This window comes from Kriegella aquimaris, from assembly GCF_900103215.1.
GTDB lineage: Bacteria > Bacteroidota > Bacteroidia > Flavobacteriales > Flavobacteriaceae > Kriegella > Kriegella aquimaris.
On sequence record NZ_FNGV01000010.1, the window covers coordinates 75599 to 88283 of the forward strand.

10 protein-coding genes are annotated in these 12685 nt (G+C 40.5%); 6 read left to right on the forward strand and 4 right to left on the reverse strand.

The annotated features are described in order from the left end of the window. Positions 1 to 8: 8 nt before the first annotated feature. The 3 genes from BLS33_RS17360 to BLS33_RS17370 form a co-directional block, all read right to left on the reverse strand. Entirely contained in the window at positions 9 to 896 is an 888-nt protein-coding gene (locus tag BLS33_RS17360; RefSeq protein ID WP_245731525.1) for a nucleotidyltransferase family protein, read from the reverse strand. Positions 897 to 1091: 195 nt separating this feature from the next. Continuing rightward, entirely contained in the window at positions 1092 to 1961 is an 870-nt protein-coding gene (locus tag BLS33_RS17365; RefSeq protein WP_089892479.1) for a PIG-L deacetylase family protein, read from the reverse strand. Positions 1962 to 2114: 153 nt separating this feature from the next. Then, positions 2115 to 3311, reverse strand: a complete 1197-nt coding sequence (locus BLS33_RS17370; protein ID WP_143017638.1) for a hypothetical protein — start codon at positions 3309 to 3311, stop codon at positions 2115 to 2117. Between the two features lie 225 nt (positions 3312 to 3536). Here BLS33_RS17370 and BLS33_RS17375 point away from each other — a divergent pair, with 225 nt between their 5' ends. From BLS33_RS17375 to BLS33_RS17390, 4 genes are all read left to right on the forward strand, one after another. Continuing rightward, entirely contained in the window at positions 3537 to 4814 is a 1278-nt protein-coding gene (locus tag BLS33_RS17375) for an NAD(P)/FAD-dependent oxidoreductase (protein ID WP_089892484.1), read from the forward strand. Positions 4815 to 5052: 238 nt separating this feature from the next. After that, positions 5053 to 7701 (forward strand): PQQ-dependent sugar dehydrogenase, encoded by a 2649-nt coding sequence (locus BLS33_RS17380; RefSeq protein ID WP_089892487.1) that lies wholly within the window; start codon positions 5053 to 5055, stop codon positions 7699 to 7701. A 368-nt stretch (positions 7702 to 8069) separates the two neighbouring features. Continuing rightward, complete coding sequence (locus BLS33_RS17385) at positions 8070 to 9227, forward strand: homogentisate 1,2-dioxygenase (RefSeq protein WP_089892491.1); 1158 nt, start codon at positions 8070 to 8072, stop codon at positions 9225 to 9227. Between the two features lie 223 nt (positions 9228 to 9450). After that, complete coding sequence (locus BLS33_RS17390) at positions 9451 to 10002, forward strand: nitroreductase family protein (RefSeq protein WP_089892494.1); 552 nt, start codon at positions 9451 to 9453, stop codon at positions 10000 to 10002. Positions 10003 to 10117: 115 nt separating this feature from the next. Here the strand turns inward: BLS33_RS17390 and BLS33_RS17395 are convergent, their stop codons facing one another. Continuing rightward, positions 10118 to 10633, reverse strand: a complete 516-nt coding sequence (locus BLS33_RS17395; protein ID WP_089892791.1) for a DUF456 domain-containing protein — start codon at positions 10631 to 10633, stop codon at positions 10118 to 10120. Between the two features lie 208 nt (positions 10634 to 10841). On the opposite strand from BLS33_RS17395, the gene BLS33_RS17400 reads away from it, so the two are divergent. Together BLS33_RS17400 and BLS33_RS17405 are read left to right on the forward strand one after the other, a co-directional pair. Then, entirely contained in the window at positions 10842 to 11207 is a 366-nt protein-coding gene (locus BLS33_RS17400) for a BlaI/MecI/CopY family transcriptional regulator (RefSeq protein WP_089892497.1), read from the forward strand. Beyond that, a complete protein-coding gene (locus BLS33_RS17405; RefSeq protein WP_089892501.1) occupies positions 11204 to 12664 on the forward strand; it encodes a M56 family metallopeptidase in 1461 nt (486 codons plus the stop codon). Before BLS33_RS17400 ends, BLS33_RS17405 begins: the two co-directional genes overlap by 4 nt. Positions 12665 to 12685 lie beyond the last annotated feature (21 nt).

The following is a 12685-nucleotide window of genomic DNA, read 5'->3' on the forward strand; positions in this document are numbered from 1 at the left end:
TAGGATATTTAATTCCACAAAGGTGTTTTGTACCCATCCTCTTGTGTCATTGCTTGTAGCTGGTCCACGGCAAACTGACGGTCTTCCGAGTAAGTTACTCCAAACCAGTTGCTGTTTGCCGGTACTACACGTACCTTTGCTTTGTCTACAGCATACATGTCTTGAATTACGATAGGCAAATACAATTCGGAATTTTTGATTCGATCTTCATCCTTTAAAAATACCTCGAATTCATTTTCGACATAATCAAAGAATGACGGGCGACATACCCAAAAATTCATACTTACCAATTCATCACCGGTAAACTCGAGTTCGGTATCGGTATCTTTAACAATATCGCCCTGCTTTTCTAGTTTTAAACGCTCATCCACGGAAATAAAATTCTCGTCAGCGTCCATTTTACAAACTCCTCTGGAAACAGATCCGTATTCAGATAGTGTATCTTTTAATGTATAACCCATTAAAGCGAATTCGGTATCATCGGTACTATTTTTTATAAAATTCGAAGCTGCTACAAAAGCATTCTTTCCATAGTAATCATCTGCATTTATTACGGCGAAAGGACCATTGATAACATTTCTTGCCGACCAAACCGCATGGGCCGTACCCCATGGTTTTTCGCGATGACCTTCAAAAGTGGAAGATGCAGGTAAATCAGTTAATTCTTGTGATACCACATCGAATTTGACGCCTTCTGGCAGTCTGCCGGCCATATGTTCTTTTAAAAAATCAATATTCTCTTTTTGTGTAATGACTACAATATGGTCAAATCCGTTTTCAATGGCATCGTACATACTGAATTCCATTAAAAACTCGCCTTGTGGTCCAAGATCGTCAAATTGTTTTAATTTACCGTATCTGCTACCTCGTCCGGCAGCCATTAAAAGTAGCGTCATAATTTTGATTTTAAAGGGGCAAAAATAGGTTTTTGAAGTTAAAAAACCAGTTTCCAGTGTTTATCTTATGTAAAGTTTTCCATTGGTCGATGATTTTTATACTATGAAAGCGTCTTTAGACGAGGGGATTAGTTAAAATGATTTCTCTTTTGTTCGGAATGGAGTTTTATAACAGGACAATAGTTGAATGTTGTTCTATTTACCTAACATAGGAAACAATTTTTTGAGTTCTTCTTCCGAAGGCTGTTTTCCGTATTCGCAAATCTCAAATCCTTCTACGTGTTTTACATTTTCCGCTTTTGGACCGTACCATTCTCTTAAGATTATCTTTGTGGCGTCAGTGGGTGCATCTTTACGCCAATTGGCCAACATTGATATTCTGGCATCAGTGTCTTTGGGAACTTTATCCAAGTTTCCCGATGTCCATGGCAACCATTCAAAAAATTGAGATTCGTGGGCTGCCATGGCGTAGATTTTTTGGTCGAAAACCTCATCTATATTTACGACAATATCAGGTTCGAACGGATTAGGCTTTTGAAAATGATCGGCCGAATACATGAAAACTGGATTCGTTTTTAAAGGAGGGGTGTCGCGGGCCACATTCGGCACGATGACCATATATGCCGCATCTTGAATTAGTACGCCGGTATACCTGTGGTCTGGGTGGTAGTCATTAGGTCTTGGTGCAATAACGATATCGGCTTTCCATTTTCTTATTTCCCGAATCACTTTCAGTCTATTTTCCAAAGTTGGCATCAATTCGCCATCGTGATTATCGAGTACTGTATAGGTTACCGCGAAACGTTTTCCGGCTTCCTTGGCCTCTGCAAGGCGTATTTTGGCAAGTTCATCACCTCCTTTGATGTGGTGCCCGGCATCGCCATTGGTGAGCGATACGAACTTTACGTTGTGACCCATTTTTGAGAACAATATGGCTGTTCCTCCCGCATCGATATCGCAATCATCAGGGTGGGCTCCGAAAACAATAATGTTCAATTTGTCTTCTTGGGCAAATCCAAAAACACCAAAAAAGAGCAGGCAAAATACTAGTGGTATAAGTTTCATAACGGTATTTGGTTTAATGGCGATTTCGTTGTTTTAGGGTTCCAAGCGATCGGGCTTATTGGAATATCATTAAAAGGCCATTTTATTCCGTATGAATTTACAGTTTTTTGGTTAAATGTGTGGGCACTTGTTCAGGTAAATCGGGATGAATGTTTAAATGCTCTGGGAAGTCCAGAATTTTTCCGATTCCGGAATATTTTTTTGTTTTTCGAGTTTAAGGGGGTTAAATCCCATTTTTGCAAAAAGATACCAGATGGTTGACGAAACCGCTGGGGCCGTGTCGGCATGGTCCCATAAGAGATTGGCTCCATAGGTGCTGCCGTAGTTGGTCGTATAGGGTAAGCCTTTAGTGTCTGCTAACATTGAACTGGCAATGAATGCTTTTTCAAGTTCTGCTATAAGTGCATTGGCTTTCTCATGATTGCCAATGTCGTTGTAGGCCGTCGCCATTTGTCCGGTTCCTTCCAACCAGACCACGTCTTTATCCTCGTCAAAACAATATCCTGAAACCTCTTGCCCACTGATGCTCGACCATTGGGTCGTGAAATATAGTGATTCTGTTTGTTCAAGGTTCGAGTTTGGAAAATCCTCAAAAATCATCTGGCCTAGTGCGTGTAGGTCTAAGGCATTTAGATAGTCTGGGTTTTCTGGCCATGCTGTAAGTACTTTGGTAGCTTCACCCCATCGATTTTTGTTTAAATAGGTCAGGATGTTTTTATGAAAGTCATCGTATCCTTTAACCGCGTTGAAGGTGGTAATAATACCTTCGGTCACCTTGGTTATTGGTGTTCCATCTTCATTTTGGCCTCCCCACAGGCCTCCATCAATGTCTTGCAATGTGCGAAGCCAGCCTTCAAGATTTTCTGCTAACTCTTGATATTTTTGCGTTCCTGTTGCTTCGTGGTAGGTATTAAGGGCAATAAGCAGCCAAGCATTGTCTCCCATCCAAACGCGACTTCCGTTTTCGCCGTTTTTATCACGATATTGATAAAATCCGTCGGCACCATTACGCAATTCGCTGTCAATTTTGTCTTGGAAGAAATCAAAAATATGTTCCGCCCTTTTTATTTCGCCACTTTCAATGAATAGTAGGGCGGAGAGCGCATTGTCATACAAGGAAACAAAATCGGAATGTTCCGTGCTTTCCAAAAGACCATTGGGTTGTTGCATTTTTACCAACCAGTGGTACGATTCGTCTTCCGTTATCGGGGATGTTATTTCGATTTCTTTGGGAGAATCAATGATCGTAGTAACAATAGGCTCGGCAGCACTAATTTCAACGATAGCTTCTTTAGAACATGCAATGAAAAAAAATTGTATTAAAGCAGTAAAAAGTAGCGTAGTGCGCATAGGTGAAAGTGATTTGGGGCCTTCATAGCAATTCTTTAAAGCTAATTCCAAACTTGCGACCCCTAGCTATTTTTAAGACGAAAGGGAGGCAAGTACGATAAGTTACGCGCCGAAGGCTATTAATCGTTTATGTATGTTTTTCATCTGGTTGCACTGCTTCTGAATTCTTCGATTAAAGTTGCTGAAAACGGGTTGAGATTGATTAATTTTGATTAAAATTTCTGCATGAATGTTCCTCACACCGACAAAAAAAGAGTTGTAATAATTGGGGGCGGATTTGCCGGAATTTCTTTGGCTAAAAAGCTTGGGCACCTTGACGCCCAAGTAGTAGTCATCGACCGGCATAATTACCATACATTTCAACCCTTATTGTATCAAGTTTCGACTGGGGGTTTGGAGCCCGATTCCATAGGGTATCCCATTCGAAAAATATTAAAACGCCTCAAGAATTTTCATTTTAGGCTGGCGACGGTTGAAAGTATTGATCTCCGAACACGTGAAATAGTAACAGATATAGGAAGTCTTACTTTTGACTATTTGGTCATGGCTACCGGAACCCGTACCAATTTTTTCGGAAATCAATCGATTCAAGATTATGCCTTGCCTATGAAGAGTGTGCCCCAGGCATTGAATATTAGAAGTTTGATGCTTCAGAACTTTGAAGATGCCGACGACAGTGATGATTTGAATGAACGAAAGGCACTTTTAAACTTTTGCATTGTCGGTGGTGGCCCTACGGGTGTAGAGTTGGCCGGAGCATTTGCTGAACTAAAACGAAATGTATTTCCCAAAGATTATAGGCATCTCAATATTGACGAAATGGAGATTCACCTGTTCGAGGGAAGTGATCGGTTATTGCCTCCAATGAGCGAACATGCCTCTAAAAAAGCGGCGGAATTTCTTAAAAATTTAGGAGTCCAGGTCCATTTGAAAAGTATGGTCAAAGATTTTGATGGAAAGCTATTGACCCTAAATGACGGTGAAGTCATTGGAACCAAGAATTTTATTTGGACAGCAGGGGTTACGGGTGCAGCCATACCTGGTTTTGATACTTCCGTTTTAATTGAGCGCCTAAACCGCTACAAGGTAAACGCTTATAATCAGGTTGAGGGTTATGATAATATTTTTGCAATAGGCGATATTGCCTATATGGTTACCGATGATTACCCCAAGGGTCATCCACAGGTTGCTCAACCTGCTATACAACAGGGCGAACTTCTGGCCGATAACTTAGAAAGACTTCTTGAAGGTAAGCCAATGAAAGCCTTTAAGTATAATGATAAGGGAACCATGGCAACCGTTGGCAGAAATAAGGCTGTAGTTGATTTGCCAAGGCTTAAATTCGGTGGTTTTTTTGCGTGGTTTATTTGGATGTTCGTTCATTTAATGGCTTTGGTGGGTTTTAGAAACAAAGTAATCGTGTTTTTTAATTGGGTCTATAATTACATAAATTATGATAAGGCCGCTCGCTTGATTGTCAGGCCTTTTAAACCAAAAAAATAAGTTTTTGGCAATAATAAATGCTTTTTAAAGCAGTGGGTATTTAGATTTACGAACCATCAGGATCTAATCTTGCAATAGTGGTCGATGATGCCTGTCATAAAATAATCTGAATAGGTGGTGTAAAATTCGTTTATTTGCAATCCTAATAATAAATAGCTCTTATCTTAATTTTGCCTTATTACCCTAATTTTGGGTATATGGGCACGAGTTCATTGTGAAAAATAATAGTAGTCTAGTTATGATTAAAAGATTCGGATACTTTTTGGTGCTTACCTTGATTTTTGTTAGCTGTAAAGATAAACAGGAGAACTGCGTGCCAAGTACGGTTGTTGTTGAATACCCTACAGATTCTGTGATAAATGCATTGAATTGGCCCAAGGATTTGGTCGTCAAAGGTTTTTCAGGGCCAGAGCTTACACCGAGTCCCGCTTGCATGGCGGTTGCCCCTTCAGGAGAAGTATTTGTCGGAGTCGATATGATGGGCTCGCTGGGCAAAGAAATAGGAAAAGGTTTTATCAAACGATTGGTAGATTGTAACCATGATGGAATCATGGATTCGTACACGGAATTTGCACAGTTGGATAACCCTAGGGGAATATTACCTGTAGGCAATCAAGTATTTGTACTTCATACCACTTTTTCCGAAGACACGAAAAAAGCCGACAATATGGATCTTGTGGTTTTTGATGACGTCGATAAAGATGGTGTTGCCGATGGTCCCGCAAAAGTATTGATCAAGAATATCAGTAATTCAAAATATTTGCAAGATCGTGGCACTGACCATGCTACGAACGGTATTCAAATGGGCATTGACGGATGGATTTATATTGCAGTCGGTGATTTCGGTTTCCACAATGCTACCGCCATCGATGGCACCAAGCTGACCCAATTGGGCGGAGGTATTTTAAGAATACGGCCCGATGGTACCGGTATGGAAGTGTATACCCATGGGTTGCGTAATATTTACGATGTAGCCATTGACCCTTTTATGAACATCTTTACTAGAGGTAATACCAATGATGGTGGTGGATGGAATGTTCGGTTTATCCATCAGATACAGTCGGCGGAATATGGGTATCCGGTACTTTTTAAACATTTTACGGAAGAGACTTTGCCAGCGTTGATCGATGTTGGCGGTGGATCGGGAACCGGAGCTCTTTTTATGAACGATAATAGGTGGCCCGATAAATACAATAATGTGCCTATGATGGCCGATTGGGGAAGAAACCAGTTGTACATACATCGCGTTACCGAAGATGGACCAAGTTTTACCCAAAGTGAAGAACAATTTATTCAGTTACCCCAGATTACCGATGTAGATGTAGATGCTTCCGGTACGATGTATCTTTCTGCTTGGGATGGTGCCGGTTATTCAGGAAACCCTGATAAGGGCTATGTTGTTCGGGTGATTCCAAAAGGGTTTATGTATGAACCCTTTGTGGATATAGAAGATGCGTCGATCAACGAATTGGTCGATTTATTGAAAGCTAAAAACGCAAAGTCGCGTTTGAGTGCCCAATATGAATTGTTACAGCGCTCTGAAAGCGGATCAGCTGCAAAAGTCTTGCAATTGGCCCAAGAAAATGGACAACCTTTAGAGGTACGTGCTGCTGCAATTTTTACCTATTCCCAAATTGCGGGTGAGGCAGGTATTGAAGACTTAGTGGCGCTAACAGAAGATGCGGCGGTTCAACGTTTTGCATTGCGTTCACTCGCAGATACGAAAGCAATGGCGGCAAAAGCGCCAATGGAGCCCTTTTTAACGGGACTGAAATCCAATGCCCCCGAAGTTCAAGCCGCAGCTATTATCGGTTTGGGCCGTTTGGGTAATCCATCGGCGGCTAAAGAACTGTTGCAGTTCGAAGTGCCGGGTTCATTTGTTGCCCCGAAAATTAATACCGAAGGTCCGCATGCGACACCAAACGCTGCCATTATATTGCCCCATTTGGCCGTAAAAGCATTGGTGGCTTTGAATGCTGTTGATGATTGTATTGCTGCATTGGGAACGGACCAAGAAGCGATGGCACTTTGGGCCATGCGTTATATACATAGTCCGAAGGTAGTGACCGCTCTTATTGATGCTTCCAATAAATCAAATGACGAAGTATTCAAGAAAAAGGTAATCAATACAATGGCACGAATCTATCACAAAGAAGCGCCTTACGACACCTCATGGTGGTGGAGTACCAGGCCCGATACCCATGGTCCGTACTACAAGACGGTCGAATGGGAGCAGTCACCGGTCATTCGGTCATTCTTGGTAGGCGAGTTCAAGAAAATGGGTCGAAGTGATAAGCAGTTTTTTGCAGAGCTTAATAGTAAATATCGGTTAGGTATCGATGCTTTTGGAGAAGTAAAAGTTGAAAAGCCGAAGGAAGATATGCCCGTTGTCGATTTTGAAAAAATTAAAAACAAAAAGGGACAGATTGCTGAGGCTTCAATAGAAGATGTAATGCTGGCCTTGGGTAAGATCAAAGGAGATCCGTCAAAAGGAGCCGAGCTCTTTAATGGTCAAGGTTGCGTTGCCTGTCATAGTATTTCTAAGGATCAGGTTATGAAAGGTCCCTTTATGGGGCAGATCGGGTCTATTATGAATAGGGAACAGATTGCAGAATCTATTTTAAAGCCGAATGCATCGATTTCCCAAGGATTTTCAACAGTACAGATTAGTACCAAAGGAGGTGATAACTATGTAGGTTTCGTAACCAGTGAATCGGCGAATGATTTGACGATCCGAAATATTGTCGGAACTGCCACGGACCTAAAAAAATCGGATATCGCCGAGCGAAAAGAATTGGAAACCTCGATGATGCCGGCAGGTTTGGCGAATTCATTAAGTTACGAGGAAATGGCCTCATTGGTAGCCTTTTTAGCACAACAGAAATAGGTTTTACTTAATTTTAAATTAATCCAAAAACCTTTAGTATATTTGTGCGTTGTGTTGTGTCCCCACACGGGGATGTGTTGGACGACCAAAATTGTCCACCAATGAAAGGCTTTCCTTATGGGAGGCTTTTTTTGTTTAGGCTTATTCCCATCCGCTTACGACATATAATTTACGTGTCTTTTTTACTTGCTCTAAGGATTCTTTTCGAGAAGTGTAGTCGAAGTCGTTTCTTTTGTTCCCCATTGAATATGATGATGTTATTAAGAACGGAAAAATAAAAGCCATAATTCGCAATGACTTTGGACTAAATAAAGCTATTCCTTTAAAATATTTGTAAATTTAAGGAAGAAGAAAAGTAATTCATCACTATGCCTTTATATCATAAATTGGGCAAAATACCCCATAAGCGTCATACCATTTTCAAGAAAGTGGATGGCAGCCTTCATTATGAGCAATTGTTCGGAACGATCGGCTTCGACGGTATGTCGTCTTTAATGTACCATTTGTATCGACCCACGCAAGTTAAAAATGTAGGCAAGACTTTAGATATTGCCCCCCGTGCGGCAGTGCCACATAATATAAAATCGAGATTGTTGAAAGGGTTTGATATCAAACCTGAAGACGATTATCTCGAAAGTCGAAAAACAGTGCTTTTCAATAACGATGTCCATATCGGTTTGGCAGCTCCAAGAACTTCGTTGACCGATTATTTTTATAAAAATACCGATGCTGATGAACTTTTATTTGTGCATAAGGGATCAGGAACATTAAAAAGCCTGTTTGGTGAAATAGCTTTTAAATACGGCGATTATATCCTAATTCCGCGCGGGGTGATTTATCAGATTGAGTTTGACACCAAAGACAATCGGTTATTGGTGACCGAATCGTACCATCCGATTTATACGCCTAAACGCTATCGCAATTGGTTCGGGCAGCATTTGGAACATTCCCCTTTCTGCGAACGCGATTTTAAGCTGCCCCAAAATCTACAGACACATGATAAAAAGGGCGAGTTTTTGATAAAAGTAAAAAAACAGGGGCAACTGCATCATTTGGTCTATGCGTCGCATCCTTTTGATGTTGTCGGTTGGGATGGTTACAATTATCCGTATGCTTTTTCAATTCATGATTTTGAGCCTATTACCGGGCGCGTACACCAACCGCCACCAGTTCACCAGACCTTTGAAACCAGTGCTTTCGTGGTTTGTTCGTTCTGTCCGAGATTATACGATTACCATCCGCAGTCCATTCCGGCACCCTATAATCACTCGAATATTGATTCCGATGAGATGTTGTACTACGTCGATGGCGATTTTATGAGTCGAAAAAGTATCGATCAAGGTTATATTTCATTGCACCCTGCCGGTATTCCACATGGGCCGCACCCAGGTACTTATGAGGCCAGTATCGGTAAGACGAAGACGGAAGAGTTGGCGGTCATGATCGATACCTTTAAACCTTTGCAGCTGACGCAGGCCGCTTTAGACATTGATGATGGCAAGTATTATCAAAGTTGGTTGGAGTAATAAGCGGAGAGCAGTAGAGAGTAAATAGTAAGCGGTGAACAGTAAGCGGTAGATGTATGAACAAAGGAAAGTGAGTTTATCGAGTATTACATGAACGGCTAATTGTGTGGTGACTACGATATATCGTCTCTGGTTTTTCTATTTTCCCTCAAATCCTCCAGTCATTCGGAACGATTAAAAATGACTAATTTTGGCTTTCCATTTAAAAAAAAGCTAGCGAAAAATGATTTTTGACCTTATAAAAAATAGACGTTCGGTTTTTCCGGTACAGTACAATACCAAACCTATTGCGAAATCAGATATTGAAAAAATTCTGGAAGCTGCGAATTGGGCGCCGAGCCATAAAAAAACCGAACCGTGGCGTTTTAAAGTGCTTCAGGGTGAATCACAGGCCAAGTTAGGAATGTTCCTTTCATTGAAATATATGGAGAAAGACCCAAACCCCAAGGAATTTAAGGTTAAAAAACTTATAGAGAATCCAAAACGGGCAGGGGCAATCGTTGCGGTCTGCATGCAGCGAGACCCCAGTGAATGTGTGCCTGAATGGGAGGAAATAGCGGCTACCGCAATGGCCGTACAGAATATGTGGCTTTGTTGTACCGAAATGGGGATTGGCAGTTATTGGAGTACACCCGGACTCATTAAATACATGGATGAATTTTTTGACCTAAACGTTGGTGAAAAATGCCTAGGTTTTTTTTATATGGGCTATTCCGATGAAGAAATTGCAGAGCAGACCCGCACCCCTATTGCCGACAAGGTCGTTTGGATGTAATTTTTTTCTAAGCTTTCCTCTTGTGTAAGGTGGTTCAATTATGATTTTTGATTTTGCCTGATTCCACATCAAAAACGGACTTTATAAAAGATTAATTGACAAATTAGTAAAGGCGCTAATTGAAATATGGAAAGAGGGCGTTTTTATAATCCCATGCCTTTGAAATAAAGAGGCCCAAAAAAATTATAGCCAACATAAACTTTAGAAAAGTTCCGGTAATAAAGCCTAAAAACGAACCAAAAGCGGCTTTGACGGCCGTTTTTTTATCAGACTTGTTAAGAAGTTCTCCAACAAAAGCACCAATAAAGGGCCAGATAATAATACCAAAAGGTCCGAAAACAGGAAAAACCAATGCGACCAACAGCCCGATAGTAGTACCTATTATTCCCGATTTGCTACCTCCGAATTTTTTGGTGCCCACAGCGGGAATGATATAATCGAGGGCGAGAACTACCAGTGCAATTGCTCCTGTAATACCCAAAAGTGTCCAATCTTCGGGCACTGCCGTGGTAAGGTGTAACAACAATAATCCTAGCCAACTTATGGGCGGTCCCGGTAAAATAGGCAGGAAACTACCTAAAATGCCTACAAGCATTAGAAATAGGCCTAGAATCAATAAAGCAATGTCCATTCGATATTTTTTTATGAGACGGGGTTTAGACTTATTTGTTACAGCTTTAAAGGTAGCAAAAAGAGTATTCATCAAAATTTTATAACTAAATAATTAGTTTAAACTAAAAAATTAGTTATATTAGTAGTGCGGTTTAGGAAACTGTACGTGTATAGGGGAAAAAAATTTAACAAGTATCTAATAGGATACTAAAATAAGTTCAGCACAAATGAAACAACTAACAAAAGCAGAAGAAGAGGTCATGCAGATCTTGTGGCAATTGGAGAAATGCAACGTGGCCGCCATTATTGACGAATTGCCCGAGCCCAAACCGGCTTATAATACGGTTTCGACTATTGTACGCATTTTAGAGGACAAAGGTTTTGTAGATCACCAGCAAGAGGGGCGAGGCTATTTATACTTTCCATTGGTCAAAAAGTCCGATTACAGCAACCAGTCTATAAATAAATTGGTCGACGGCTATTTTCAGGGCTCCTTCAAGAGTATGGTCTCCTTTTTTATGAAGAAGAACGATATGAGCCTTTCCGAATTGGAATCCATTTTAAAGGATATCAAAAAAGAAGACAAGCCATGATACAATATATAATAGAAGCCATCGCCTTTCAAATGGTGTTCCTTGTTATTTATGACCTGTTCTTAAAAAGGGAGACCTTCTTTCAATGGAACCGTTTGTATTTGATTGGCACCTATGCCTTGTCGCTTGTATTGCCTTGGGTGAAAATCGAGGCGTTGAAGACGACCGTGCCCGAACAGTATTATGTGTACCCTAAATTCTTATGGCCAACCGATGGGGTAGCCGATCAGGTCATTATTGAGACTGCGAAGCACCAAACGATCGATTGGTCATGGCAAGAAGGTATTTTTTATGGTGGTATGCTGTTGGCAGGTTTCTATTTTATGTTCAAGATATACCGAATTTATAGACTTCGTAAGAATGGTAGTGTGCGGTATTTTCCAAATTTCACACGGGTTGTCGTTGCGAAAAGTGAATTGGCTTTTTCGTTTTTCCGGTATATTTTCTTGGGTGACAAGGTTGTGCGGCGCGAACACGATAATATCATTAAACACGAGCTGGTACATATTCGGCAGAAGCATTCATGGGATCTCATATTCTTTGAACTGATGCGTATCTGTTGTTGGTTCAACCCGCTGGTGTATATCTATCAAAGTCGAATCTCAGAACTGCACGAGTTCATCGCCGATGCGGCAGTGGCAAAAACCGATAAAAGGGAGTCTTATCAATTGCTTTTGTCTGAAGTATTTCAAACCGAACATATATCGTTCATCAATCATTTTTTTAAATCATCATTAATCAAAAAACGAATCGTCATGTTACAAAAGGAACAGTCGAAGAAAATTCTACAATTAAAATATTTGTTAATGATACCCTTGCTAGCAGGTATGTTGTTATATACTTCGTGTCAGAAAGAGACCGAGAATCTTACAGGTTCCTTTATGATTGTTGACGATATAGAAAATTTGACTCCAGCGGAGGAAACTGAGATATACGCTACTGTCAAGGTACTTTCCGATAGTGAAAAGCATTGGGATTTTATGGTAAGGGATGAAAATAACTCCATAACATATACCAAAGCAGAGAATGGTTCCTATATAACTTTTCCAAACAATAAAAGAATCAGCGCTACAATGGTCATACAAGAAAAGTCATTATCAGGAAAAATCTCAGAACTCATGGAAGAGATAGTAAAGAAAGATTCTTTGACAGATGCGGAACGAGACGCTTTAGCCATGATGATTTATAAAACTTTTCCAAATGGAGTTGAAGGCATTTCAGGAAAAGACGGGGCACTTTTTAAAGGTGAAAGGAGGTTCTATGACGAAAAATTGGGCAGTCCGGCTATTTCCGATTTTAAATCCAAATACAATGCCTTGGTTACCATAATGGCTACTCGTAGCAGACTTTTGCAAAGTACAAATGAAGAAAATCCTATAATTAAATCTCTTGATTATGAAATTGCTGCATTACGTCAACAAATGGAATCTTCTCTTAAAACGATGAATTTAAATTAGAAGATAAAAGAACTTAACGAC

Coding starts and splice junctions, on each gene's coding strand:
- BLS33_RS17360 (WP_245731525.1), bottom strand. CDS start 896: ATGACGCTACTTTTAATGGCTGCCGGACGAGGTAGCAGATACGGTAAA.
- BLS33_RS17365 (WP_089892479.1), bottom strand. CDS start 1,961: ATGAAACTTATACCACTAGTATTTTGCCTGCTCTTTTTTGGTGTTTTT.
- BLS33_RS17370 (WP_143017638.1), bottom strand. CDS start 3,311: ATGCGCACTACGCTACTTTTTACTGCTTTAATACAATTTTTTTTCATT.
- BLS33_RS17375 (WP_089892484.1), top strand. CDS start 3,537: ATGAATGTTCCTCACACCGACAAAAAAAGAGTTGTAATAATTGGGGGC.
- BLS33_RS17380 (WP_089892487.1), top strand. CDS start 5,053: ATGATTAAAAGATTCGGATACTTTTTGGTGCTTACCTTGATTTTTGTT.
- BLS33_RS17385 (WP_089892491.1), top strand. CDS start 8,070: ATGCCTTTATATCATAAATTGGGCAAAATACCCCATAAGCGTCATACC.
- BLS33_RS17390 (WP_089892494.1), top strand. CDS start 9,451: ATGATTTTTGACCTTATAAAAAATAGACGTTCGGTTTTTCCGGTACAG.
- BLS33_RS17395 (WP_089892791.1), bottom strand. CDS start 10,633: ATGGACATTGCTTTATTGATTCTAGGCCTATTTCTAATGCTTGTAGGC.
- BLS33_RS17400 (WP_089892497.1), top strand. CDS start 10,842: ATGAAACAACTAACAAAAGCAGAAGAAGAGGTCATGCAGATCTTGTGG.
- BLS33_RS17405 (WP_089892501.1), top strand. CDS start 11,204: ATGATACAATATATAATAGAAGCCATCGCCTTTCAAATGGTGTTCCTT.